24 protein-coding genes and 2 pseudogenes are annotated in these 25336 nt (G+C 63.2%); 14 read left to right on the top strand and 12 right to left on the bottom strand.

The window, feature by feature from the left end; translation table 11 throughout:
- Position 1: 1 nt before the first annotated feature.
- Positions 2 to 3586, bottom strand: coding sequence for a FecR domain-containing protein (locus tag I8N66_RS08330; protein ID WP_291152037.1), 3585 nt, complete (start codon positions 3584 to 3586; stop codon positions 2 to 4).
- 286 nt (positions 3587 to 3872) lie between these two features.
- Positions 3873 to 4559, bottom strand: a complete 687-nt coding sequence (locus tag I8N66_RS08325) for a GntR family transcriptional regulator (RefSeq protein ID WP_291152034.1) — start codon at positions 4557 to 4559, stop codon at positions 3873 to 3875.
- 203 nt (positions 4560 to 4762) lie between these two features.
- Between I8N66_RS08325 and I8N66_RS08320 the strand changes: the two genes are divergently transcribed.
- From I8N66_RS08320 to I8N66_RS08285, 8 genes are all read left to right on the top strand, one after another.
- On the top strand, positions 4763 to 5806 hold the full coding sequence (locus tag I8N66_RS08320) for a 4-hydroxythreonine-4-phosphate dehydrogenase PdxA (protein WP_291152031.1): 1044 nt from the start codon (positions 4763 to 4765) through the stop codon (positions 5804 to 5806).
- Positions 5807 to 5880: 74 nt separating this feature from the next.
- The gene (locus I8N66_RS08315) at positions 5881 to 6867 is read left to right on the top strand and encodes a tripartite tricarboxylate transporter substrate binding protein (RefSeq protein ID WP_113538761.1); all 987 of its coding nucleotides are present in this window, start codon (positions 5881 to 5883) and stop codon (positions 6865 to 6867) included.
- 60 nt (positions 6868 to 6927) lie between these two features.
- Positions 6928 to 7428 carry a tripartite tricarboxylate transporter TctB family protein gene (locus I8N66_RS08310; protein WP_113538760.1) on the top strand — a complete coding sequence of 167 codons (501 nt, stop codon included), beginning with the start codon at positions 6928 to 6930 and terminating at the stop codon, positions 7426 to 7428.
- Positions 7429 to 7543: 115 nt separating this feature from the next.
- Entirely contained in the window at positions 7544 to 9079 is a 1536-nt protein-coding gene (locus I8N66_RS08305) for a tripartite tricarboxylate transporter permease (RefSeq protein WP_291152025.1), read from the top strand.
- A 150-nt stretch (positions 9080 to 9229) separates the two neighbouring features.
- Complete coding sequence (locus I8N66_RS08300) at positions 9230 to 10168, top strand: sugar phosphate isomerase/epimerase family protein (protein WP_113538758.1); 939 nt, start codon at positions 9230 to 9232, stop codon at positions 10166 to 10168.
- A gap of 13 nt (positions 10169 to 10181) precedes the next feature.
- Entirely contained in the window at positions 10182 to 11894 is a 1713-nt protein-coding gene (locus I8N66_RS08295) for a dihydroxyacetone kinase family protein (RefSeq protein ID WP_291152020.1), read from the top strand.
- 357 nt (positions 11895 to 12251) lie between these two features.
- Positions 12252 to 12776, top strand: a complete 525-nt coding sequence (locus tag I8N66_RS08290; protein WP_113538756.1) for a DUF992 domain-containing protein — start codon at positions 12252 to 12254, stop codon at positions 12774 to 12776.
- Between the two features lie 234 nt (positions 12777 to 13010).
- Positions 13011 to 13559 (top strand): DUF922 domain-containing protein, encoded by a 549-nt coding sequence (locus I8N66_RS08285; protein WP_113538796.1) that lies wholly within the window; start codon positions 13011 to 13013, stop codon positions 13557 to 13559.
- Between the two features lie 56 nt (positions 13560 to 13615).
- On the opposite strand, the pseudogene I8N66_RS08280 reads toward I8N66_RS08285, so the two are convergent.
- The 8 genes and pseudogenes from I8N66_RS08280 to phnG form a co-directional block, all read right to left on the bottom strand.
- Positions 13616 to 14298 (bottom strand): annotated as a pseudogene (locus I8N66_RS08280) (DapH/DapD/GlmU-related protein).
- Positions 14295 to 15002 carry a phosphonate C-P lyase system protein PhnL gene (gene phnL, locus I8N66_RS08275; protein WP_291152015.1) on the bottom strand — a complete coding sequence of 236 codons (708 nt, stop codon included), beginning with the start codon at positions 15000 to 15002 and terminating at the stop codon, positions 14295 to 14297. Before phnL ends, I8N66_RS08280 begins: the two are co-directional and overlap by 4 nt.
- Positions 15003 to 15004: 2 nt before the next feature.
- The gene (gene phnK, locus I8N66_RS08270; protein WP_110880800.1) at positions 15005 to 15781 is read right to left on the bottom strand and encodes a phosphonate C-P lyase system protein PhnK; all 777 of its coding nucleotides are present in this window, start codon (positions 15779 to 15781) and stop codon (positions 15005 to 15007) included.
- Positions 15778 to 16656 carry an alpha-D-ribose 1-methylphosphonate 5-phosphate C-P-lyase PhnJ gene (locus I8N66_RS08265; RefSeq protein WP_291152009.1) on the bottom strand — a complete coding sequence of 293 codons (879 nt, stop codon included), beginning with the start codon at positions 16654 to 16656 and terminating at the stop codon, positions 15778 to 15780. Before I8N66_RS08265 ends, phnK begins: the two co-directional genes overlap by 4 nt.
- The gene (locus tag I8N66_RS08260) at positions 16653 to 16925 is read right to left on the bottom strand and encodes a hypothetical protein (protein ID WP_291152006.1); all 273 of its coding nucleotides are present in this window, start codon (positions 16923 to 16925) and stop codon (positions 16653 to 16655) included. Before I8N66_RS08260 ends, I8N66_RS08265 begins: the two co-directional genes overlap by 4 nt.
- The gene (locus tag I8N66_RS08255) at positions 16922 to 18031 is read right to left on the bottom strand and encodes a carbon-phosphorus lyase complex subunit PhnI (RefSeq protein ID WP_291152003.1); all 1110 of its coding nucleotides are present in this window, start codon (positions 18029 to 18031) and stop codon (positions 16922 to 16924) included. The genes I8N66_RS08260 and I8N66_RS08255 overlap by 4 nt, the downstream gene beginning before the upstream one ends.
- Before the next feature lie 3 nt (positions 18032 to 18034).
- A complete protein-coding gene (phnH, locus tag I8N66_RS08250; protein WP_291152000.1) occupies positions 18035 to 18643 on the bottom strand; it encodes a phosphonate C-P lyase system protein PhnH in 609 nt (202 codons plus the stop codon).
- Positions 18643 to 19110 (bottom strand): phosphonate C-P lyase system protein PhnG, encoded by a 468-nt coding sequence (gene phnG, locus I8N66_RS08245; RefSeq protein WP_291152134.1) that lies wholly within the window; start codon positions 19108 to 19110, stop codon positions 18643 to 18645. Before phnG ends, phnH begins: the two co-directional genes overlap by 1 nt.
- Positions 19111 to 19218: 108 nt before the next feature.
- Here phnG and phnF point away from each other — a divergent pair, with 108 nt between their 5' ends.
- The 3 genes from phnF to I8N66_RS08230 all read left to right on the top strand — a co-directional run bounded on the left by phnF (position 19219) and on the right by I8N66_RS08230 (position 22164).
- Positions 19219 to 19950, top strand: coding sequence for a phosphonate metabolism transcriptional regulator PhnF (gene phnF / locus I8N66_RS08240; protein WP_291152131.1), 732 nt, complete (start codon positions 19219 to 19221; stop codon positions 19948 to 19950).
- Between the two features lie 159 nt (positions 19951 to 20109).
- The gene (locus tag I8N66_RS08235; protein ID WP_291151997.1) at positions 20110 to 21504 is read left to right on the top strand and encodes a selenium-binding family protein; all 1395 of its coding nucleotides are present in this window, start codon (positions 20110 to 20112) and stop codon (positions 21502 to 21504) included.
- A gap of 33 nt (positions 21505 to 21537) precedes the next feature.
- The gene (locus tag I8N66_RS08230) at positions 21538 to 22164 is read left to right on the top strand and encodes a hypothetical protein (protein ID WP_291152128.1); all 627 of its coding nucleotides are present in this window, start codon (positions 21538 to 21540) and stop codon (positions 22162 to 22164) included.
- A gap of 35 nt (positions 22165 to 22199) precedes the next feature.
- Here the strand turns inward: I8N66_RS08230 and I8N66_RS08225 are convergent, their stop codons facing one another.
- Both I8N66_RS08225 and I8N66_RS08220 read right to left on the bottom strand, forming a co-directional pair.
- On the bottom strand, positions 22200 to 22889 hold the full coding sequence (locus I8N66_RS08225; protein ID WP_291151994.1) for a glutathione S-transferase family protein: 690 nt from the start codon (positions 22887 to 22889) through the stop codon (positions 22200 to 22202).
- 93 nt (positions 22890 to 22982) lie between these two features.
- Positions 22983 to 23573 (bottom strand): VOC family protein, encoded by a 591-nt coding sequence (locus I8N66_RS08220; protein WP_291151991.1) that lies wholly within the window; start codon positions 23571 to 23573, stop codon positions 22983 to 22985.
- Between the two features lie 299 nt (positions 23574 to 23872).
- Here I8N66_RS08220 and I8N66_RS08215 point away from each other — a divergent pair, with 299 nt between their 5' ends.
- From I8N66_RS08215 to I8N66_RS08205, 3 genes and pseudogenes are all read left to right on the top strand, one after another.
- Entirely contained in the window at positions 23873 to 24289 is a 417-nt protein-coding gene (locus I8N66_RS08215; RefSeq protein WP_291151988.1) for a hypothetical protein, read from the top strand.
- A 125-nt stretch (positions 24290 to 24414) separates the two neighbouring features.
- On the top strand, positions 24415 to 25005 hold the full coding sequence (locus I8N66_RS08210) for a hypothetical protein (RefSeq protein WP_291151985.1): 591 nt from the start codon (positions 24415 to 24417) through the stop codon (positions 25003 to 25005).
- Positions 25002 to 25336: pseudogene (locus I8N66_RS08205) on the top strand (hypothetical protein); the annotation flags it as partial. The gene I8N66_RS08210 and the pseudogene I8N66_RS08205, both read left to right, overlap by 4 nt.

Genomic DNA, 25336 nt, shown 5'->3' with positions numbered 1-25336 from the left:
ATCAGAACCGCACCTTGACCGTGCCCTTGAACGTCGGCCCCCAGCCGGGAATGCCGTCTCTAAGCTCGAAGTCCTCGTCAAGCAGATTGAAGGCCGCAAGGTCGACTTCGATCTGTTTGTCGAAGGGCTCCCATTGCAGCGATGCGTCGAGCGTCCAGAAATCGTCAAGCGTAACCCCGCCAGCCGGGCGTGAGCCGATATAGTTTGCGGCGATCGTCGCCTTGACGTTGGCGGTGTTGACCCAGGTCAGCGCCACCTGGCCGGTGTTTTCGGGTACGAAGAGAAGTTCGTCCAACTGGTTGACGGTGTGCTCCTTGACGTCGGCTTCCGTATGGGCGGCCGTCAGGGAAAGGCCGAAGCCGTGACCGATCGCAAAGTTTGCCGTCGCGGCCACCCGGTCCAGCCCGACCTTTTCGTAGTCCAGATTGACCGGGGACAGTGGGACATTGAGCGACAGTTCGTGCACTTCCTGGTGCTGATAGTCGAGTGCAGTAAAAAGCCAGTTGTTCCACTCCGCATCCCAGCGGAGTGCCAGGGTGTCGGCGTAGCCTTCCGCGCCGAAGCGAAGCTGGTTGGGCTGCAGGGCAACGATGCCGATCGGGGCGAGGGTGGCGACGTCGAAATTCAGGCCGTCGCGCATGGCGGCGGCGCGCAGCCAATGCCCTTCCGCCGGTGCCCAGGCAATGCCGAGTTTCGGCTCAAGGCGGACATCGCCGTCGCTGACATCCTCGATGTAGCGGGCAAACAGCGCGCCTTCCGTCTTCAGGTCCGGCGTGATTTCGTAGATCGTATCGACGTAGGCCTTGGCGACGGTCTGTGTCGCTGAGGACGAGCCGGATCCGATGAAGGGGGTATTGCCGCTGCCGACCCTCATCGCCAGCGGATCGAAGATATCGAACGAACTGTCGGAGCGAACGACGCCGCCTTCGATCCCGTAGCGCCAGGTGAAGTCGCCGTCTCCGTAAAGGTGGTTGACGGCGGCAATATAGGTTTTCTGCCTGTCCTCGCTGCGAATGGTGGCGAGGTCGGGGATGCTTAGGCGTGAGCCGCTGACCTTCTCGTTTTGCACGACGTCCTGATCGGAAAAGAAAAAGGCTGCATTGGCGATGTTGCGATAGCCGAAGGTGTGGCTCCAGGCGACACCGGACAAAAGTCGGTCGGCCTTGTCGTCAAGGAAGTTGTCGAAGCCGGTGGCCGGATAGTCGAGGACGCTCTTGTCGTCATCGAACTTGCCATAATTGGCATAGGCGATGATCCGGTCGTCTGGCGTCGGCGAGGCGGTCAGATAGCCGTTGCCACCGAGCAGGCGTGTCTCGCGCTCGATCGCCACGCCCTGACCGAGGTCGATGGTGTCGCGCGGCTCCTCCCAGTGGAGATTGCCATAGACGCTGATCGGGAAGGGCGAAAAGGTCAGCCCACGCAGTTCCGCTTCGCCGATCCAGCCGGTGTGATCGTTGTCGGCGATGATGCCGCCGCCAAGCGCGGCTTCGAAGAACGGCCGCTGGACAATGTTGGCCGTGCGCTCGCGGCTCGCCAGCATGTGCGGTTCGATCAGCAGGCCCTGGAAGAAGGCGGAGAAGCTTTGCGGGTTGGCAGTGTTGACGACCGGGCTGCCATCGGAGTCATAGTCGTTGAACAGCGGATTGACGCTGCCGCGGATCGCCTGGTCGACATAGCTCGATCCCGTGAACGGGTCGAAGACGGCGTCGCCGTAATACTGCCCCCACGCGTTCAACCCCTGCAGCCGGAAGGCATCGTTGAGCGTCGAGCCGGCGTCCTGGTTGGCCCCAAGCGGCGCGCTTTCGCCGCCGCGCGCCCGGGTCCGGCGCATGAGCTCCTGCGCATAGCGGATCGCCGCATCGGAATCGTATTCGTCGATCGCGATGGCGGTGCGCATCTGCATGATGACCGGATCGTTCGGATCGAGGCGATCGGCATTGTCGAGCGCTTGCGCGGCGGGGATGCGGTCGCCCTTTTCGTAGTAGGCGCCTGCCAGCAGCAATTGCGCATTGGAATAGGCGGGATTGGCGGTCGCGCCGGCAAGCAGGTCGTTCAGGGCCTTGTCGAGTTCGCCGGTCTGCATGTGGTAGCGCCCGCGGGCGACCAGGGTGATGTCGAAGGAAGGATCGGCAGCCAGGGCCGCGTCGATCTCAGCCTTGGCCTCCTTCATCCGGTTTTCGTCGAGATAGAGGATCGAGAGATTGGCGTGGTAGAGCGGGTCTGCCGGGTCGAGTTCGACCGCTTTGCGGAACGCTTTTTCGGCGCCGCGATTGTCGCCCCGATCGCTCTTTGCCAAGCCTATCCAGTTCCAGATGGACGCGTCGCCAGGCGTGATTTCGACGGCGCGCTCAAGGTCTGCCAGTGCGCCGCGCCGATCATTTTCAATGAGCAAACGATACTTGGCACGGGATTCAAGTGCGGTTGGATCGTCGGGATCGTTCGCCAGCGCCTTTTCGATGCCATCACGCATTTCGTCGCGATCGTCGAGCAGCATGGCGAATTGCGCGCGAGCCGCTGGAAGGAACGGATCGTCGGGATATTGCTTTTCCGCTTTCTTGATCGTGTCGATTGCCGCGCGGATGTCGGTGCGGAAGCCCGCGGTCCAGGCCGCGGCAAAGGCGCCGTAAGCCCCCGCCGCCTGAGACGGTGGCTCTTCGACGCGATCCGGATTTGCCAGAGCGCGTGCAAAATAGCCGCCATAGGCAGCGACAGAGCGGCGATTGGCGTCGAGCCCCGGAGCGGCCTTGGCAAAGAGCTGTGCCGCATCGTTGTAGCGGTTCTCGGAGCCGGCAATCAGCGCTTCGACGAGATAGGCGCGTGCGGCTTGAGATCGGTTGAGGCCTAGACGCCGCGCTTGCTGAAGCGCGGCCGTGGCCTGCGCCCGCCCGTCGAACTGCAATTGGATTTCGGCGAGCGTCAGCCAATCTTCCGCCGAACGGGACGTCTCCGGCTTGGCTTCGATCCGTTCGCGCTGGTTGCGCATGTCACGCACCTTCAGCGGCGTCGGCGGCATCAAGGCGAACGCATCGCGCAGCGACAGATGGAAGAGCATCTGTTCGCGGTCCTTCGGCGTCACGACCACGACTTTGGACGGCGCCTTGCCGATCGCCGCGACTGCGCCTTCGCCTTGAGCGACGGTGACGCTGCCAAGCTCGTTGCTGAGTTCGACCACGCCTTCAAGCACGGTCAGCGAGGTCGTGTCACCGGCAACCGTCAGTGTCCAGTCGGTGCCGCGAATGGCGGCCGTTGCCGCCGGCGTATCGATGGTGAGGCCCTGGCCGCCGCGTTCCGCACGGGCCCAGATCGTACCCGATTGCAGTTCGAGATTGGTGTCGCCGCCCGTGCCCATGCGCTTGACGCGCAAGGCGGTATTGCGGCCAAGCCGGATCTGCGTGTGGTCGGAAAAGAGAACGGCAAGTGCACCGGTCGCGTTGGTGCGCAGCACGTCTCCGGACAGCAAGTCCTGGGCGAGATCGACGAAGCGCCAGTTGGAGACGTCGACGAAACGAACTTCTTCGCCGGATTTGCGGGCGATCACCGATCCGGCAACGGGCGGCGTACGCTGGACCGGTTCAGCGAATACCATGCTTGGACTGAGTATCGCTGCCGTAGCGAGCAGTACCCGACGTCTTTGCCGCCCCATCTTAGTTCCCGTCTCCACCCCACCGTGGATTCAGTGAATTTCGACCAGGTCAAAGTCAATAGTGTTCGAATATTCTAAGTTGTTTTCCAAGCAATGTGTCTTATTCGGGAAACAGCGATTGGTGGTCTATTCGCATTGCTGCAAAATTGGGGGCGCCGAATGACGAAGGGCGCCCGTCGGGCGCCCTCGGAGTTGCCGTAGGTGGGGCGGTTGCTGCCCCGCGGAAGAATCAGACGGAAGCCTTGACCCGCTCCCAGGCATTCATCAGGTGACGGCCGAGAACCTCGGATAGCTTTGCCTTGTCGCGGGCTTCGAGCGCGATGATCATCTCCTCGTGCTCGGCAACGGCCGCTGCCCATTTCTCCGGTCCTTCGTGACCGATGAAGCGGATGCGCTTCAACCGCGTCTGCAGCACCGCGTGCATATCGGCCAAGGCGGCGTTTGCCGCGAGCTGGACGATGGCCGAATGGATCTGCTGGTTGAGCTTGTAATACTGCAGGCGGTCGCTCGCCTTGTAGCGCTGGACCATTTCGTCGTGGAGTGCGCGCACTTCCGCAATGCCGGCATCGCTCGCCGCGTCGCAGGCAAGCTTGCCGGCCAGCTCCTCCAGCGTCTGCAGGACCGTCAGCATGTCGTGCACGTCCTTGGCGCTGAAGCGCTTGACGACGGCGCCGCGGCTCGGAACGAGCTCTACCAGCCCCTCGCTCGCCAGATACTTGATGGCTTCGCGCAGTGGCGTGCGGGACACGCCGAGCTGTTCGCCAAGCTGGCCTTCATGCAGGCGGGTACCGGGCGACAGGTCGCCTTCGATGATCATGTCGCGCAGGTGGCTGACCAGCGTGTCATGCAGCGCCGTGCGCCTGATCGGGCCTGGGCCGCCGTCCGGCCGCCTCTCCAGAGATGTGATTTCGTTCATTGTTTTGCTTCTGCGTCTGGCGACTGGGTGTCGACCGTCTGTTCCCGTTCGCGCCGATTGAATCAGCGCTGTCTCATTAAAGCATGGAGACGGGCTTCGCCACCGTCAACAGAAAATGCTGCATACAGAATACAAAAGACTTGATGCAGAATTTTGAATAACGTATGACGGCAGCCGAAAGAATGAAGTGGAGGACATCTCTCATGACGACCAACGGTGCTGCCGGTAATGGCGCGCGTCCTGTCATTGCGCTCGCCATGGGCGATCCGGCGGGTATCAGCCCGGAGCTCACGGCCAAGCTGTTGGCGCTTTCCGATATCCGTGAAGCTGCGCACATCATCACCGTCGGCGATCGCCGGATTCTGGACGAAGGTGCGAAGGCTGCTGGCGTGACGCTCGATCTCGAGCCGTCCAGCCTCGAAGATCTCGACAAGGCGGGTACGTCGCGCCACGTATTCGTTGATCTCGCTCATCTCGACCCGGCCGACGTCGTTCGCGGCGAGGCAACGCTTGCGGGCGGCACCTTTGCGACCCGCAACTTCCGCACCGCGCTCGAGCTGGCGCATGCGGGCAAGGCCGACGCCGTCTGCTTCACGCCCTTCAACAAGAAGGCCATGCGGTTTGCCTATCCGGGCTATGACGACGAAATCCGTTTCGTTGCCGATGTTCTCGGCTTCACCGGCAAGGTTCGCGAGTTCAACGTCCTCGAAAAGGTCTGGAACGCACGCGTCACCTCGCACATTCCGCTGAAGGAAGTGGCTGACAACCTTTCAGTCGACGGCATTATCGCCGAGCTTGAGCTGACCCGGGCCTGCCTCAAGGAAGCCGGTCACGATGAGGCAAAGATCGCGGTCGCCGGTCTCAACCCGCACGCCGGTGATGGCGGCAGCTTCGGCATGGAAGAGATCGACATCATCGAGCCCGCCGTCGAAAAGGCGAAGGCGCTCGGCTTCAACGTCGAAGGCCCGTTCCCGGCGGATACCGTTTTCGGTCGGGCTCTCAAGGAAGGCTACAACGCCGTCCTCACCATGTACCACGACCAGGGCCAGATCGCGATGAAGCTGATGGGCTTCGACAAGGGCGTGACGATGATGGGTGGCCTGCCCTTCGCGCTCTGCACGCCGGCCCATGGCACCGCCTACGACATCGCCGGCAAGGGCATTGCCGACGTCGGCGCCAGCCGCGAAGCGCTGCTGCTTGCCGTGCGCATGGCGAAGAAAAAGGCGGCTCTGAAGGCTGCTGCCTGATTTCGCACGCTTTCACGCAATAACGGCGCAGGAGGAGGTCTTGCGCCGCAACCCAAATAACGGGAGGACCAGACATGAAGAAATCCGTCTCTATCGCATGCATCATGGCAGCCGCTTTCGGCGTTGCCGCTCCGGCCGCGGCCTTCGAACCCGATCGCCCGGTTGAATTCGTCGTTACCGCCGGTCCGGGCGGCGGCACCGACATCTTCGCCCGCACGATCCAGGCGATCATCGGCAAGTACGAGCTGATGAAGGCTCCTGTTGTCGTCACCAACAAGGGCAGCGCCGGCGGCGCCGAAGGTTTCGTCTACGCGGCGACCAACAAGGGCGACGCCTACAAGCTCGCATTCGGCACCAACAACGCCTACCTTCTGCCGGTTCGCGCCAAGGTTCCCTACAAGGCTGAAGACCTGACGCCGGTGGCGGCGCTCGCTTCCGACGAGTTCATTCTCTGGGTGAACGGCAAGGCGTCCTACAACACCGCGGCAGACTTCGCCGCCAAGGCGAAGGAAGGTGGTCTCAAGATCGGTGGCAGCCAGTCGAAGGATGTCGACCAGATCCTGACCTCGATGATCAACGAAGCGACTGGCTCTACGATCAACTACATCCCGTTCAAGAGCGGTGGCGAAGCGGCCGTTCAGCTTGCCGGCGAACACCTCGACGCCAACGTCAACAACCCGAGCGAAAACCTCGGCCAGTGGCAGGCCGGCATGGTCAAGCCGCTCTGCGTCTTCAAGAGCGTCAAGCTTTCCAACGAGACCAAGGTCGCCGGCGACAAGGCCTGGAGCGATATTCCGACCTGCAAGGAATCGGGCATCGCCATCGACAACTACTCCATGCCGCGCACGGTCTGGCTGCCGGCCGGCGTTGACCAGGATGCGGTCAAGTTCTATGCGGACCTGATGCGCAAGGTTTCGGAAACGCCGGAATGGGCGAAGTACCTCGCCGACACCTCGCAGTCGCCTGCCTACATTGCCGGCGACGACTTCAAGGCCGCCATCGAGATGGATGGTGCTGCTGTCGGCGAAGTGCTGAAGCGCGAAGGTTGGCTCGCCAACTAAGGCGGGACATTGAGGCGGGTGCCTTCGGGCGCCCGTCATTCGCTTTGAAAGGTCACGATCATGAGCGAGAACGGTGCGAATGGGGTCTCCCGCTTCGCGGTTGAGCTTGGCGTTGCTGCGCTGACCGGCGCCTTTGGCGCGGCGGTCTGCTACGGATCCCTCGATATCGGTGCGGGATGGACCGAATTCGGGCCGGAAGCCGGTTATTTTCCCTTCTATGTCGGTCTGCTGATCCTTCTTGGAAGCGTTGCGAACGCCATCCACGCTTTCGTCAAGCATCGCGGCACGGGCGAAATCTTCATCGATGGTCACCGCGCCAGGGTGGTCTCGTCGTTTCTGCTGCCGCTGATAGCCTTTGCCGGCGTTTCCGCCTGGCTCGGCCTCTATGTCGGCACGGCGCTCTACATCGCAGGCACGATGCTCTTCCAGGGGCGCTACAAATGGTGGATCGCCTTGCCGTCCGGCGTCGCGGTCTCGCTGTTCTTCTTCGTCGTATTTGAGATCGGCTTCAAGGTTCCGCTGCTCAAGGGGCCGGTTGAGGCCTGGTTCGGAATCTACTGATCCCGACCGTGCAGGGCATGTCGCGCAAATAACGACACGCAGACAATCAAAGGCTTAAAGCGCAGGGAGCGGATCCGAGAGATCGCGACGCGCTTTGAGCCCCGGGAGGAATGACATGGAAAATATCGGTCTCCTGATCGATGGCTTCGGCCACATCCTCAGCTGGAACCATATCCTGCTGATGATGGTCGGCGTCACGCTCGGCATTCTGGTCGGCGTGCTGCCGGGCCTCGGCGCGCCGAACGGCGTGTCGCTCTTGTTGCCGCTGACCTTCTCGATGGACCCGATCTCCGCCATCATCCTGCTCTCCTGCATGTATTGGGGCGCACTTTTCGGCGGGTCGACCACATCCATCCTCTTCAACATTCCCGGCGAACCCTCGTCGGTGGCGACGACCTTCGACGGCTACCCGATGGCGAAAGCCGGGCAGGCAAGTCGTGCCCTGACGCTCGCCTTCGTGTCGGCCGGCATCGGCGCGCTCGCCGGCGTCGTCATGATCACGCTGCTCTCCGGCTGGGTCGCAAACTTCGCGCTGCGCTTCTCTTCGCCCGAATATTTCGCGGTCTATTTCCTCGCCTTCGCAAGCTTCATTTCCATGGGTGCGCAATCGCCCTTCAAGACGCTCGTCTCGATGATGCTCGGCTTCGCGCTTGCCTCCATCGGCATGGACACGATCTCCGGCGACTTGCGCCTCACCTTCGATATCCCGACCCTGATCAAGGGCGTCAGCTTCCTGATCGCCGTCATGGGCCTCTTCGGCATTGGCGAACTCCTGCTGACGACGGAAGAAGGCCTGCGCTTCGAGGGCATCAAGGCGCGCGTCAAGCTCGTCGAGATCGGCCGCACGCTGGTCGAGATCCCACGCTACTGGTTCACGATCCTGCGCTCGACGATCATCGGCATCTGGATGGGCATCACGCCGGCCGGCCCGACGGCCGCCTCGTTCATGAGCTACGGCGTTGCCCGCCGCTCGGCGCGCGACAAGTCGAAGTTCGGCAAGGGCGATCCGCGTGGCGTCGTCGCACCCGAAACCGCCGACCATTCCGCCGGCACATCGGCGCTGCTTCCGATGCTGGCTCTTGGCGTCCCCGGTTCGGCAACGGCCGCCGTCATGATGGGCGGCCTGATGATCTGGGGCCTGACGCCCGGTCCGATGCTCTTCACCGAGCGGCCGGATTTCGTCTGGGGCCTCATTGCCTCGATGTATCTCGGCAACGTGGTCGCCGTCTTCCTGGTGATCGCTACCGTGCCGCTCTATGCCTCGATCTTGCGCGTGCCTTTTGCGATCATCGGCCCGATCATCGTCGCCGTCATCTTCTCCGGCGCCTACCAGGTGGCAAATTCGGTCTTCGACATCTTCCTGGTCATCGGCTTCGGCTTGCTCGGCTACGTGTTCAAGAAGCTTGATTACCCGCTGGCGCCGCTGGTTCTTGCCATGGTGCTTGGCGACAAGGCTGAAGATGCCTTCCGCCAGTCGATGCTTCTCTCCAGCGGTAGCCTGAACATCTTCTGGTCGAACCCGCTGGTTTCCTCGCTGATGGCGCTTGCCCTTGCCCTTCTGCTGTCGCCGCTCGTCTTCGGACTGATCGGCCTGGTTCGCAAGCGCAAGCATGACGCCCACCCGCATGGTGACGGCAGCGCGGCGGCTTGACGGAGCCGTCGCACCCCGACGACCACACGCAATTCCAGGAAAAAAAGTCTCGCAGCTTTCCATTCGCAGTTGCGTTGCTTCAAAGAGTTGGATCATTTCATCGTTTCGCTGAAGCGTTGAAATGATCTTGCGAATGGCGAGGAGAGAGCCATGGCGAACACATCGCGCAAATGGACCCGTGAAACCTGGCCGATCGCGGCCGCCATGATCCAGTATCCGAACGTGCTGGCGGACGGCAGCTCGGTGCAGGAGCAATCAGCCGAACAATGGGCCGAAACGCTGGCCGACGTCGTTGATGCAGGCTTCACCGAACTCGACCCGACCGACAGCTGGATCCGGCTCGCCGATCTCTCGTCGGAGCGGCTCGATAGTTTCGTCAAGCTGACCCGTGACCTCGGCCTCACCATGCCGGCGATCTCGACGTCGCGGCGTAGCGTGATCGACCCGGAGCATGGCGACGAGTACCTCGCCTACGGCCACCGGGTCATCGAAACCGCGGCGGCCATCGGCGCAGGCTCCGTTTCCTTCGGCTTCTTTGGCCCGCTGACAGAGGCACAGAAGAAGGCGCTCTGGTTCTGGACGGTCGACGGCGTGAAAAACCCTGAAGACCCCGCCATCTGGCAGAAGGCCGTTCAGCGCATTCGTGAACTCGGCCGCCATGCCGAGGAACTCGGTATCGAGCTGGCGCTCGAAATGTACGAGGATACCTATATCGGCTCGGCCGACAGCGCCGTCCGCTTCGTTACCGATGTCGGCTTGCAGAATGTCGGCATCAATGCCGATCTCGGCAACCTCATTCGTCTCCACCGTCCGGTCGAGCACTGGCAACAGATGATGGCCAAGGTTGCTCCCTTCGCCAAGTATTGGCACGTCAAGAATTACAACCGCACCGAGGACGAGACGTCGGGCCTGGTGGTCACCCATCCGGCGCCGCTGGAGTTCGGTGTGATCAACTACCGCGCGGCGATCCGCATGGCGCTTGCCCACGGCTACAACAGCCCGTTCCTTTGCGAACATTACGGCGGCGACGGTCTCTCCGTCAGCGCTGCCAACCGGGACTATCTGAGGCGCATCCTGCCTCGCGAATAAGGGAAGAGACGCGATGACCACCATCTTTGACGCACCGGAAGAGTTCGCCACGACCGCGCTTGCCGGGTTCAGTTCGATCTACGCGCGCAATGTCCGTCTCGTGAAGGGCGGCGTCGTACGCTCGACCAAGGTGCCGAAGGGCAAGGTCGCCGTCGTCATCGGCGGCGGCTCCGGGCATTATCCGGCTTTTGCCGGCTATGTCGGGCCGGGCATGGCGGATGCGGCCGTTGCCGGCGACGTTTTCGCTTCTCCCTCGACCGCGGCCGTTGCGCGCGTCTGCCGTCAGGCGAGTCAGGGCGGTGGCGTGCTGCTCGGCTTCGGTAACTACGCCGGCGACGTGCTGAACTTCGGTGTCGCGGCCGAGCGCCTGCGCGCTGAAGGCATCGACGTGCGCATCGTGCCGGTGACGGACGACGTTGCCAGCGCATCGGCCGAAACGCCGGCCAAGCGCCGCGGCATTGCCGGCGACCTCGTCGTCTTCAAGATTGCGGGGGCGGCTGCGGAAGCCGGCCTCAATCTGGATGAGGTCGAGCGCGTCACCCGCCTTGCCAACGATCGCACGGTTTCTTTCGGGGTCGCCTTCGGCGGCTGCACACTTCCGGGCGCCAAGGCGCCGCTCTTCACCGTGCCGAAGGGCGAGATGGCGCTTGGTCTCGGCATCCACGGTGAGCCGGGCATCCGCGAAGAAAAGATGGTTTCGGCGAGCGAGTTCGCCAGGCTTCTTGTCGGCAAGCTGCTGGCCGAGCGTCCGGCGGATGTCCGCAAGGTTGCGCCTCTCCTGAACGGTCTCGGTTCGACGAAGTACGAGGAACTCTTCGTGCTTTGGGTCGCGATCGAGAAGGAACTGAAGGCGGCAGGCCTCGAGATCGTCGATCCCGAATGCGGTGAATTCGTCACCAGCCTGGACATGCAGGGCTGCTCGCTGACACTGATGTGGCTGAACGACGAACTTGAGACCTATTGGTGCGCTGCCTGCGACGCACCGGTGCTGCGCAAGGGCACGATCATCGCGGCCGAGCCCGCAACGGACGAGATCGAGAACGAGGACGGCCCGCTGACGTTCGGTCCTGCCTCCGATGCCTCGAAGGAAAGCGGCAAGTGCATTGCGCAGCTGATCGCTGAGCTCGCCGAAGCGCTGAAGCAGGCCGAAGAGGAACTCGGCCGCATCGATGCCTTCGCCGGCGATGGCGACCACGGACAGGGCATGCGCCGCGGTTCGGCCGCAGCCGACGAGGCGGCAAAGGCGGCGGTTGCTGCCGGCGCTGGTGCAGCAAGTGTCCTGGCTGCGGCGGGCGATGCCTGGGCAGATCGCGCCGGCGGCACGTCGGGCGCGATCTGGGGCCTGTTGCTGCGTTCGTGGAGCAATGCCTTTGACGACGAGACGGCACCTTCGGATGCTGCCATCGTCGATGGCGCACGCCTGGCGCTCGATGGCGTCACGCGCCTCGGCCGTGCGCGCGTCGGCGACAAGACGCTCGTCGATGCGCTGGTGCCCTTCGTCGAGGCCCTGGAGCGCGAGTTTGCTGCCGGCAAGCGCCTGATCGAGGCGTGGCAGGTTGCCGCCAAGGCTGCAACCGATGCGGCCGAGGCGACCTCCAGTCTGACGCCGAAGCTCGGCCGGGCGCGCCCGCTCGCCGAAAAGAGCATCGGCCATCCGGACGCCGGCGCGGTCTCGTTGGCGCTGACGGCCCGTGTTGCCGACGGCTTCCTGGGGCAGCGCCGCTAAGGATTGACGTTTCGATACCTGCGATCGGGTGGTAGTCGCGCCGTCCGGTCGCAAATCGCGCGCGTGAGTGCCGCCTTTTTGCCAGGGCGAACTTTCCGCCTTTGGACGGCCTGTTCTGCGGGCCTTGGGGATAGCAAACCACGCCGGAGCGCGCCCGCGGTCGTGGCTTTTTCAACACAATCTCTGGTCATCGTTGGGGAAACCCCATCAATTTTCTCGGCTAACCAAAACTTGCCACGGAATTGCCCGAAGGCGGGCTATGGCTTTGCTTTCCTGCGGCGTGCGCTAAGTGTTCTTGAGTTCGCGTGCCGCCGGTCAAATGCCAATCATTTCTGACGTTCCGAGAAGGAGACAAGAATGAAAAAGAGTTTTGCCGTGAAGGTTTCCGCAGCGTCTCTGGTTCTCGCTGGCGCGATCGCCGCAAATGCTGCCGATCTCGCGACAGTTCAACCGCAGCCGGAGCCGGACACCAGCAATGGCGTCAAGATCGGCTACCTTGACTGCAACATCGCCGGCGGTGTCGGCTATGTGCTTGGGTCTGCCAAGGAAGTCGATTGCGTCTTCCGCTCGACCATGGGCGCGGAAGCGTCTGATCACTACTCCGGCGCCATCCGCAAGATGGGCGTCGATGTCGGCTTCACGACGCAGAGCCGCCTGATCTGGGCCGTGTTCGCGCCGACGGCGGGTTACCACCACGGCTCGCTCGGTGGCCTCTACCAGGGGGCAACCGCCGAAGCCACCGTCGGCGCCGGCATTGGCGCCAACATCCTGGTGGGCGGCACGTCCGGCTCGATCCATCTGCAGACGATCAGCCTGACCGGCCAGATCGGCCTCAACCTCGCCGCAACCGGCACGTCGATGACGCTGACTGCGGTCAACTAACGTCGGTTGGCGACACGTCGCACCTCCCACGACGGGCGCCAAAGACCGGATAAGACGACAAAGGCACCGCGCGCTCAGAAGGCGTGCGGTGCCTTTGCATTTTGACCTGTTGCCATCCGCCGATTCGCGTTTAAGGAATGCGGTCGGGAATGGCGCGCCGAAAGGGGCAAGGGTCGAGGGTTCGGATTGAACAAAAGCATTTGTCTGGGCGTCGTTGCTCTTTGCCTTTCCTGCATGCCGCGGCTCGCAGCTGCCGAATGGCAGCCGGCCGAGAAGGAGGCGCCTTACATCATCAACGGCCAGACGGGTGCCGAGCTCTACGCCTCGATCGGCGAACGTGGTCCGAAAGCCGGAATCGGCCGGGCGATCGCCCATACAAATTTCAAACTGACCTGGACGCGGAAGTATGAGCAGCAGAGCGGCGCCTGTGTGCTGACGGTGGCAAAGCCGAAGCTGATCATCACCTACACGCTGCCGAAACCCGCCAAGCCGCTGCCTTCGGGCACACGCGAAAACTGGGAGATCTTCATTGACGGCGTTCGCAAGCATGAGCTCGTGCACGGCGATTTCATCAAGGAGATGGTGCGCGCGATCGAGCAGGCAACGCTGGGGTTCTCCGTTCCTGACGACCCGAAGTGCCAGAAGATCCGGGCGGAAATGACCAAGCGCCTCGGTGCGCTCTCGCAGACGCAGCGCCAGCGCAGCCGCGAGTTCGACCAGGTGGAACTGACCGATGGCGGCAATATTCACCAGTTGATCCTGAGACTGGTGAACGGGCCGTAGATCGATGCCCTCCCTAACTCGAAAGGGCGCCGAACCTTCGCACGGCGCCCGGTCACTTATGCATAACGCACCAAAAATTCCTCGGCTGTCAACTCGCGGAAATCGTCGAGTGCGCGGCGCAGGCGCTGGTGGTCCCAATCCCACCAGGAAAGCGCGTCCATCCGCTCGCCGACGCCTTCGTTGAAACGGTCGCGGATGAGCTTCGCCGGAACGCCACCGACGATGGTGTAAGGGGCGACATCCTTCGAGACGACCGCGCCGGCGNCTTCAACGGGCTGAGCCCCTTATTTACCGTGAACAGGGCCTGCGCCCTTCACCGGGGAGCGCCGGCGCCGATGACAGCACCATTGCCGACGGTGACGCCCGGCAAGATGGTGGCGCCGTGGCCGATCCAGACGTCATGGCCGATCGTCACCCGGTTCGACCGCCGCCAGGCAAAAAGGTCGTGGTCGAGTTCGGTGTCGTCCCAATAATTCGGCGCGCGATAGGTGAAATGGTGCAGCGTTGCGCGCCAGGTCGGGTGGTTGGTGGCGTTGATGCGCACGGCGGCGGCGATATTGACGAACTTGCCGATCGTCGCACACCAGATCGAACCGTCCTGCATCATGTAGGAGTAGTCGCCGAACTCGACCTCGTCGAGGCGCGAGCGCTCCTGCACTTCGGTGTAGCGGCCGAGCGTCGAATTGTTGACGCTCGCTGTCGGGTGGATGAAGGGCTCGAGCCCGAGCTTCTGGCTCATGCGGCGGCCTTTCGCGGTGAGAAGGCCGAGACATCGAGGATGCGGTCGGCAACGGCATCGCGCACTTCCTCGTCATGGAAGATGCCGATCAGTGCCGTACCTTTGGCCTTCTTCTCGGCAATCAGCTCGACCACGACCGCCCGGTTCTTCGCGTCGAGCGAAGCGGTCGGCTCGTCGAGCAACAGGATCTTGTGCTCGGTGATGAAGCCGCGGGCGATGTTGACGCGCTGCTGCTCGCCGCCGGAGAAGGTCGCCGGCGGCAGGCCCCAGAGTTCGCGCGGCAGGTTCAGCTTGCTCAGGAGTTCGGCTGCGCGTGTGCGGGCTTCCTCGATCGGCGTACCGCGGGCCTGCAGCGGCTCGGCGACGATGTCGAGGGAGGAGACGCGCGGCACGACTCGCAGGAACTGGCTGACATAGCCAAGCGTCGTGCGCCGGACTTCGAGCACGGTGCGCGGCTCGGCGGTTGCGAGATTCACGAGTTTGCCGTCGTGATCCATCAGGATCTGGCCTTCGTCCACGCCATAATTGCCGTAGAGCATTTTCAGGATCGAGCTCTTGCCGACACCGGAGGGGCCGCCGAGAACGACGCATTCGCCGGCCTTCACCGAGAAGGAGACGTTGGCGACGACCGGCCGGCGGACGCCGTCGCGCAGGTGCATGGTGAAGCTTTTTGCGACTTCGGAAACAACGAGAGGAGTTGCCATGATTACACCTGCAGGATCGAGGAGACGAGGAGCTGGGTATAGGGCTCGCGCGGATCGTCGAGCACGCGGTCGGTCAGGCCCTGTTCGATGACGGCGCCGTCCTTCATCACCATCATGCGGTGCGAGAGAAGGCGGGCGACGGCGAGATCGTGGGTGACGATGATGGCGGCAAGGCCAAGGTCATGCACGAGGCCACGCACCAGATCGAGCAGGCGCGCCTGAACCGAAACGTCGAGGCCGCCGGTCGGCTCGTCCATGAAGACGAGGCGCGGGGAGGTGACGAGGTTGCGGGCGATCTGCAGGCGCTGACGCATGCCGCCCGAGAAGGCGCGCGGCTGGTCGTCGATGCGGTCGACGCCGATCTCCACCCGCTCCAGCCAGTCGCTGGCGGTGGCGCGGATATTGCCATAATGGCGATCGCCGACGGCCATCAGCCGTTCGCCGACATTGGCGCCGGCCGAAACCGTCATGCGCAGGCCATCGGCCGGGTTCTGGTGCACGAAGCCCCAGTCGGTGCGCATCAGGAACCGGCGCTCGGCCTCGCCCATGCGGGCGAGATCGCGGTACTGGCCGTCGCGCATGTGGTATTCGACGATGCCGGAGGTCGGCATCAGGCGGGTCGAGAGGCACGACAAAAGCGTCGTCTTGCCCGAGCCGGATTCACCGACGATGGCGAGCACTTCGCCGGCATAGAGCTCGAAGGAGACGTTGCGGCAGCCGATGCGGCTTCCGTAGAACTTCGAGACGTCGTTCACTTTCAGAAGCGGGAGCGTACTCATTCTGCGGCCTCCTTTCGGGCGAGCATGTGACCTGCATGGCCGCAGGCGCGGCGGTCTTCGCAATGATCGGTGTCGGAGCAGACGAACATGCGCCCGCCCTTGTCGTCGAGGATCACCTCGTCGAGATAGACGTCCTCGGCGCCGCAGAGGGCGCAGGGCTTATCGAAGCTCTGGATCTCGAAGGGATGGTCGTCGAAGTCGAGGCTGACCACTTCGGTATAGGGCGGCACGGCGTAGATCCGCTTTTCGCGGCCGGCGCCGAAGAGCTGCAGCGCTTCCGACATGTGCATCTTCGGATTGTCGAACTTCGGCGTCGGCGACGGGTCCATCACGTAGCGGCCCTCGACCTTGACCGGATAAGCATAAGTCGTTGCGATGTGGCCGTTGCGGGCGATGTCCTCGTAGAGCTTCACATGCATCAGCCCGTATTCCTCGAGCGCATGCATCTTGCGCGTTTCGGTCTCGCGCGGCTCGAGGAAGCGCAGTGGTTCCGGGATCGGCACCTGGTAGACGAGCGTCTGTCCCTCGGAGAGCTTTTCCTCCGGAATGCGGTGGCGCGTCTGGATGATCGTCGCCTCCTTCGTCCGGGTGGTGACGGCGACATCGGCGACCTTCTGGAAGAAGGCGCGGATCGAGACCGCGTTGGTGGTGTCGTCTGCGCCCTGGTCGATGACCTTCAAGACGTCCTGCGGCCCGAGGATCGAGGCCGTCACCTGGACGCCGCCCGTGCCCCAGCCATAGGGCATCGGCATTTCGCGCGAGGCAAAAGGCACCTGATAGCCGGGAATAGCGATCGCCTTCAGGATTGCCCGGCGGATCATGCGCTTCGTCTGTTCGTCCAGGTAGGCGAAATTATAGGTAGCAAGGTCGTTCATCGCCGATTACCCTTGAGTGTGTCGACCGCGGATGGGGCCGGGATTTGAGCGAGATTTTCGTCTGGGTGGTTGGGATCTTTGTGCTGTGCTCTGCGGTTGCCGGCCTGTTCGGCATAGCCCGTCGGCCACGGCGCGAACTGGATAGCAGAGCGCGCAAGAACGACGGATCCGGAGATGCCGGGTTCGCCCCCGCCGCTGACGGTGGCGATTGCGGCGGCGGAGATGGTGGCGGCGATTGAACCGCTGGGGCTGGCGGTATGCCCGATCATTCGGCCGCCTCCCGCTGTTCCTTCGCCGTGTCGCCGGCATTGGCCGACTCGTAGGCGCGCCGCATACGGCGGACGAGGTCGAGTTCGGCCTGGAAGTCGACATAGTGCGGCAGCTTCAGATGCTCGACGAAGCCGGTCGCCTGGACGTTGTCGGCATGCGAAATGACGAATTCCTGATCCTGGGCGGGTGCGACGATGTCCTCGTTGAACTCGTCGGTCCTGAGCGCCCGGTCGACCAGCGACATCGACATCGCCTTGCGTTCGCTCTGGCCGAAGACGAGGCCGTAGCCGCGGGTGAACTGCGGCGGCTGCTTGGCAGAGCCCTTGAACTGGTTGACCATCTGGCATTCGGTGACGCGGATCGAACCGAGTGAGACGGCAAAGCCGAGTTCGGGCAGGTCGAGTTCGACCTCCACTTCGCCGATGCGGACTTCGCCGACGAAGGGATGAGTGCGGCCGTAGCCACGCTGGGTGGAGTAGGCGAGCGCCAGCAGGAAGCCTTCGTCGCCGCGGGCGAGCGCCTGCAGGCGGAGGTCCCGGGCCATCGGGAACTCCATCGGCTCGCGGGTGAGGTCGCCCATGACATGGCCCTCGGGCATCTGGCCGTCACCCTCGATCAGGCCTTCGCCGTCGAGAATGTCGGAAACGCGCATAACGGGTTCGCCGGGCTCCTTGACCGCCGGCTCCTTGACGGTTTCTTCGGAGATCAGGGAGGGATCGAGCAGGCGGTGGGTGTAGTCGAAGGTAGGGCCGAGCAATTGGCCGCCGGGCAGATCCTTGTAGGTCGCCGAAACGCGGCGCTCGACCTTCATGTTGGCGGTGTCGACCGGCTCGGAATAGCCGAAGCGCGGCAGCGTCGTGCGATAGGCGCGCAGGATGAAAATCGCTTCGATCATGTCGCCGCGGGCCTGGCGAACGGCAAGGGCTGCGAGCGCGCGATCATAGAGCGAGGCTTCCGCCATCACCCGGTCGACGGCAAGGCCCAGCTGTTCGACCACCTGATCGATGGTGATCGAGGGAAGATTGCGGTCACCGCGACGGCGGTCGGCGAGAAGGCGGTGCGCATTGGCAATGGCGGCTTCCCCGCCCTTGACGGCTACATACATGGGTCACGCCTCCTTGAGCGAAAGACGGGTTGTGCGTGGTAGGCAGACAAGCTTGTCGCCGGCGGTCAGCACGAGATCGACGCCGCGCGGAAAGATCGCGCGATTGGCGGTCCAGAATTCGAGAAAGACGTCCGGCAGGCCCTTCACGGCAAGTTCCGTCTGGTCCTTGATGCCGGGACCCTTGGCGACGAATGCCTGGCCGCCGGTCAGCGCCTCGACTTCGATGACGAGCGTCGTCGAACGATCCGGATATTCCTGCGTGCCGAGCGAGAACTGGTCGAAGCCCGGGAAGGCAGCGGCCTTTTCGATGAAGGCGAAGCGGGCTTCGGTTTTGCTGGTGGTGACCGCAGCACCCGTATGGAAGGCGATCCACTGCGGAACCGCCGACTTGCCGAGCGCCGGCGTCAGCCAGACGGGCGTATCATGGTCGCAGAGCGTGAGGGCAACCGCGCCAGCGGCCGCACCGAGTGGAGCAGGCGGTGTGCTCGTCGAAGCGAGGCGCTTGGTCGTGCCCGGACGGGCGAAGCCGTCCATCAGGTCGCGAAAGACGGATTGGGCAGCAAAGACCGGATCGGCAAAGGCGCCGGCGTAAATCTGCGATTGGCTGGCCATCAGTCGTCTCCCCGGACCATGGTGAAAAAGTCGACGCGGGTTGCCGCAGTCTCTTCCGCCTTGCGGCGTTCTTCCTGCGCGAGCCGTTCGGCAACGCAGCCAAGCAGAGCCTCGACGCCGACCTTGTCGCCGTCACGCTGGGACAATGCGTCGAAGATCGCTGCGAGCCGTGCGCGCTGCCGATCCGTGCCGAGCATCTGGCCGTGGCCGATTTCGCCGGTCGAAAGGCGGATGGTGGCGCGCGAGACTGTCGCCTCGCCGAGATTGAAGGGATCGCCGCTACCGCCGATGCGGCCACGGACCATGACGAGACCGGTTTCCGGACCGCGGACCGGATGAACCTCCGGCTTGTCGGCCAGCGCTTCCCAGGCGGCGGTGAGCTCGTCGAGGGTTGCGCGGGCGAGCAGCCCCATGGCCTTCTTGCGCGCCGGATCCGGCGGACTTTCCTGTTTCAGCTTCGCATCCATCATTTTCACCTCAAATGTCTATTGATCTAGACAACTGTACATCTTATACTTTTCCATAACGTCCGCAAATGACAGGCTTGTGACATGCCAATGCGAAAAGACCCGGCAATGCGAAAAGTGGTGGAGCGCCAGACCGGCGTCGCTTTGTGGCGGCAGATCGCCGACCGGATCCGCCTGGCAATCAGCAATGGCGACTATGACGCGACCGGCATGGTGCCGCCGGAAACGGTGCTTGCCGGTGAGTTCGGCGTCAACCGGCACACGGTCAGAAGCGCGCTGGCGGCGCTTGCCGAAGAGGGGCTGGTGCGCGCGGTCCAGGGGCGCGGCACGATGATCGAGCGCAAGGAAAGGGTGAGCTATCCGATCTCGAAGCGCACGCGATTCTCACAGGGTCTCGGCCAGCAGGTGAAGGAAATCGGCTCGCGGCTGCTCGGCCACACGGAGTTGCTGGCAACGGGCGAAGTGGCGAGCGCGCTTGCCATCAGGCCCGGTGATCCGGTGATCGAACTCAGGACCGTCAGCAGCGGCGATGGCCGACCGCTCTCGGTATCCTCGAGCTATTATCCTGCGCATCGCTTCCCGCGCATGGCCGAGGAATTCGAACGGCTGCACTCCGTCACCAAGGCCTTTGCAGCCCACGGCCTGAATGATTATGTACGCGCCTCGACGGAGATCGTCGCCCGCCATGCCGATGCCGAGGAGCTTTCGATGCTGAAGCTCTCCCCTGGCGCAATCGTGCTCGAGGCGCAATCGCTCAACGCCGATCTCGACGGCAAACCGATCGAATACTCGCGCACCCGTTTTGCCGCTGACCGGATGAAGCTGCGGATCGAGACATAGGATAGCGCCGTCAGCTGCCACAGCAACAACGCCACACCCGGTTTCAAGCGCTCGATCGGGCAAATATGGCGGCTAGGCCGCATTTCCGACGCGTTTTTGCCGCATCACCAGAGCCTGCATCAGGATCCGCGCATTGGGAATTCTCCGGGGAGAATGGAAATGGCGACGTGGCGACCCGATCCTTCCTTTTATCCATCACCGCGCATGGCGGCCAAGGCCCCAAAGGAAACCGTCGCCTATGTTGCGGCGTTCGATCCTGAACGAAGGCGGCCGGATGCAATCGCGGTTGTCGACGTCGATCCGGCGTCATCAACCTATTCGCAGATCGTCGGGCAGGTCGAGATGCCGAACGTTGGCGACGAACTGCATCACTTCGGCTGGAATGCGTGCTCGTCCTGCCTTTGCCCGAATGCACCGCATCCGCATGTCGAGCGCCGCTATCTGGTCGTGCCGGGGCTGAGGTCCTCGCGGCTGCACATCATCGACACCAAGCCGGACCCGCACAATCCGAAGATTGTCCGCGTGATCGAACCCTCGGAGATCGCCGAGAAGGCAAATTACTCGCGGCTGCACACTACCCATTGCGGGCCCGAGGGCATTTATGTCAACGCGCTTGCCGATCGCGACGGCAAGGCGCCAGGCGGCATCTTCCTCTTGGACCATCAGAGTTTCGACGTGCTCGGGCAATGGGAAATGGATAGGGGGCCGCAGAAGCTCGCCTATGATTTCTGGTGGCATCTCGGCCACGACACCATGATCACCAGCGAATGGGGTACGCCGGATACCTTCGAGAACGGGCTGGTTCCGGAGGTGCTGCTCGGCTCGAAATATGGCCGCCGCCTGCATTTCTGGGACCTGCACAAGCGCAAGCACCTGCAGGAGATCGATTTCGGCGAGGAACACCAGCTCGTTTTCGAACTGCGCCCGGCGCACGACCCGACCAAGGCCTATGGTTTCGTCGGCTGTGTCATCAGCCTGAAGGACCTCTCGGCATCGATCTGGACCTGGTATCGCGAAGGCGAACGCTGGGCGGTCAAGAAGGTGATCGAGATCCCGGCGGAACCTGCCGATCCGGATCTGCTGCCACCCGTCCTCAAAGGCTTCAGCGCCGTTGCGCCGCTCGTCACAGACATCGATCTCTCGATGGACGACCGCTTCCTCTACGTGTCCTGCTGGGGCACCGGCGACATGATCCAGTACGACGTTTCCGACCCCTTCGCCCCGAAGGAAACGGGCCGGGTGCGGATCGGCGGCATCGTTTCGCGCGCGAGCCACCCGAAGGCGACGAATGGCGCCCTGAACGGCGGGCCGCAAATGGTCGAGGTCAGCCGGGACGGCAAGCGGGTCTATTTCACAAATTCGCTCTACGGCGCCATCGATCCGCAGTTCTATCCCGATGGCATCGACGGCTGGATGGTCAAACTCGATGTCGCCGACGGCGGCGGCATAGGATTCGACGAGAAATTTTTCGTCGACTGGCCGAAAGGCCATCGCCCGCACCAGGTTCGCCTCGAAGGCGGAGACTGCTCTTCCGATTCCTATTGCTATCCCTAAGGGAGGGGCGGCCGTGCGATGCCGTCCGGGCGAATGACGACGATCTGGCCGTGGCTTTCGATTGTTGCCCTCGGCGCCTTTCACGGCATCAATCCGGCGATGGGCTGGCTGTTTGCGGTTGCGCTCGGGCTTCACCGCCAGAGCCGCCGGATCGTCTGGTTGTCGCTTGCGCCGATCGCGGTGGGGCACACCGTCTCGGCCGGCCTGACGCTGGCGGTTGTCGTCCTGTTCGGGGCAGTGCTGGAGCCGCTCCATTTCAGGCTGGTCGCGGCGCTGCTCATTCTCAGTGTCGCCGCCTATGGCGCGCTCTACGGACACCGCCATCGGGTGAGGGTCGGCATGCGGGTCGGCATGGCCGGTCTCGGCCTCTGGTCGTTCCTGATGGCGACGAGCCATGGGGCGGGCCTGATGCTGGTGCCGGCGGTCCTCAACCTTTGCGTGGCGGATCGCCCTGGCGATCTTGCAATCTCAGGCTCGCTTCCGGTCGCGTTCGCCGCCGTCGCGGTTCATGGCGCAGCAATGCTGGCCGTCGTCGCGGTGGTGGCGATCGCCGTCTTCGAGTGGCTTGGCCTTGCGGTGCTCCGCTCGACATGGATCAACTTCGATCGCCTGTGGACGGTGGCGCTCGGCGCAACCGGCATCGTGCTCCTGGTTCAATGAGGAAATGGCCGCAGATGGAGCCCGCATAGGCCCGTCTAGTTTTGCCCCTTCACGTAACTGATGTAGCCGCGCACATCGGCGGCCGGCCCGGTGTAGGCGTCGCCAAGTGTCTCCTCCATATTCGTGACATAGGTCCTCGCCCAACCCGGCAATGGGTAGTCGATCGCTGCCAGGAATTCGAGCGTTGCCGCCAGCCGGATGTCGGCGATGGAGGGCTTGGCCCCGCCGATGAAGGGTTTGTCGCCGATATAGAAGGTGCGAAAGACGTCAAGCGGCTCGGCAAGCGCCTCGACTGCTGCGCGGCGCGCCTTCTCCTTCGTCTCGGCGTCCGCGTCGCTGCAACCAACTTCGCCCGGATAGAGCGGGAAGTTCAAAACCGGATAGGTGGCCCGGGCGAGGTAGGGATAGAAGGTGCCTATCAGATAGAACATGGCGCTGTCGATCATGGCGCGGGCCTCGGGGGCCTTCGGGTAGAACTGGTCGAGCCCGTGCTTGTTGCAGAGGTACTGCATGATCGCGCAGCTCTCCCACAGTGCGCCTTTGGGCAGGTCCGCAGTCTCCATCATCGGCGTGAGATGCGAAGGCGCTTTCGCCAGATACTCGGCCGTGCGCGTCTGGCCGTAGACATCCTGCTCGTTGAAATCGAGCTTGGCTGCCCTCAGGAAGACGCGCGCCGTCATGTTGTTGACGCTGGGCTTGATCACGTTGAGCTTGATTGCAGACATGTCACTCCTCCCTTTGCCCGCGATTCTGCGGTTCCGGCTCGCTCGCCGGCCCGGTCGCGTGCGTTGAACGACAGGCGGTGGACCACCAAGGGCCTATCGCGACCGATAAGGATCCTTCGGCTCCCGGTCGGGCGACAGCGTCGGCCGGGTACGCTCGACCAGCGCCTCGATGGCGTCGGCCAGGTGCACCTCGGCGATGTTGTAGTCGCCGCGAGCGACCCTGACTTTGTGTGCCTCCATCAGGACCTCGGCGTGGCTGTGGCCGGGCGGCGGCTCGAAGCGATAGGAGGCAAGTTCGACTAGCAGCCCGAGCGGATCCTCGAAATAGATCGAATCCATGAAGCCGCGATCCTTGACGCCACTGTGCCGGATGTTTCGCTCGTCGAGCCGCTCCACCGCCTGGGTAAACGTCGCGCGCGAAACGGCAAAGGCGATGTGGTGTACGCAGCCGATATCCGTCGGCGTGCGCTCGGGGTCGGGCTTGCGGTTCTCGTCGGTGAAGATGGTAATCAGCCGGCCATCGCCCGGGTCAAAATAGAGGTGGCTTTCGCTTGCCCGGTCGAGATTCGGCTGCTCGAAGATGAAGGGCATGCCAAGAAGCCCCTCCCAGAAATCGATCGACGTCTGTCGGTCGGCGCCGACGAGCGTGATGTGATGAACCCCTTGCGATTGCAGCTTTCGCATCAAAGGCCTCCCTCATGAAGCGGAGGACGGCGGATGAAACGGTATCTGGTTTCACCCTTTCCGCTCCACTCGATTGTCGTCCGTCGTGGCAAGAAGGCAAGCGCCAATGCAGGGGGAAATCGGCCCTGGGAAGCGATAGGCAGGCATCCATATCTCGGCTATTCCATCTGGGTTGCTGTCGATGTATCGTGCAATCAGTGCATGTACGAGCAGTGCCCTATGGCGGTCTCAAAGACGGTTAGCGACGATCAGGGAGTTGAGGCGTGAAGTTTCTCTGCAGGGTCGGCATGGCCGGCCTAATGTTCCTCGCGCTTGCAGTGGCCGCGCAGGCGGATGGCCATGCCTTTGCCGGGCAATGGCGACAACTGACGTCGACGGCCGGGGACTGCGGCAAGTGCTATATCGGTTTTGTCAGACACGGCGACCTGCTGACCGTCACGAGCAACACGGGCTGGCAGGCCGTCGTGAAGATTGAAGGGTTCGCCGACGTGGAGCTTGCGGTCGGCAAGGGGCGGTGGATGCCGACGGTTTCCGGCATCTACGGCGGGAAGCCTTTCAGTATCCAGTTCGTTCGCCGCGGCGAGCGGTTGCAGATGCACATGGTGGCCTCGCAAGCAAACGGTGAGCCTTTGCCCATTCGCGCGACTTTCGAAAAAGGGCCGCCCAACACCGACCCGCGCCGTCAGGTGGTGCCGATCCAGATGCAACGGATCTAGGTACTGATGAACTGAGACGGTCCGACAAACGCGCTTGCCCCGATACGCGTGTTTTGATTTTCCGCGCGAACCTCCCTATCTTCCGGTTGCAACATCCGAGGGCGGACGGAGGACAAATGCCGGTCGTGCAACGATCGAAAATCAGGCAGCGCCTTTTGATCATGCTGGTCACCGGTATCGGCGGCATGGCGGCGGCTGCAGTCTCCTTTGCGACGGCAGTCTATGATGCGGCCAATCCGGCGCCCACCGTAAGTGCTGCCAAGGGTGAGGCGGTCGATACCGGCCGGTGGCTGGTGACGATCAACGACGCCACCATGGCCTCCGTGCCGCCGACCGGCAACAAGCCATTCGAGCCGAAGCGGTTCCTGATGGTGGATCTCGACCTCGACAACCGATCGGTCGCCACCAGCAATGCCTTCATGAACCTGATCACGATCAGGGACGGGCAGGAAGTCGTGTCGCCGAAGCCGGTCTATTATCTCGCCAGGGACAAATGGATTGCCAGCGCGGTCAACCCGAACATGCCGGAGAAGCTGATCGCGGTGTGGGAGTGGCCGACGGATCGTCCGGAGCCGGACAAGCTTTCGCTGTCCATCGGCAAACAGATCTACAAGCCACGTGATAACCTCTACGGCGCCCCAAACTGGTTCGACGACGGCGAGGCTGCGGTGGTTGAATTGGCGGTCAGCCAAGCTGCGGAGACGACGGAGCAATGATATCGGCTTTCCGCACGCTGCTCCTTTGTGGGCTTGCAATCGCCGTGCTCTATGCGATGCGAAACAGCACGCCCGGCTACGGCGACATCACCGCGCCGATCGCCATTCGCGGCGCAGCCGGCGAGCGGGTGGAAACCCAGGACTTCGCCTTCGGTGCGGCCAATGTTCACCTGGCGCGCCAGGTCAAGGTCGAGAGCTTCGGGCGCGTCAAGGACTACTCCTCTTCCGGTGTCTGGTTGATCATCGAAGGTGCGGCCGTCGCCAAGACGGAAACCATGACGCTGACATCGGCACAATGGCTTGCAGGCAATGGTCTGCGTTATGAACTTAG

This window comes from Ensifer sp. SSB1, assembly GCF_016652895.1.
GTDB lineage: Bacteria > Pseudomonadota > Alphaproteobacteria > Rhizobiales > Rhizobiaceae > Ensifer.
This window is presented reverse-complemented; position numbering and strand designations above follow the sequence as displayed.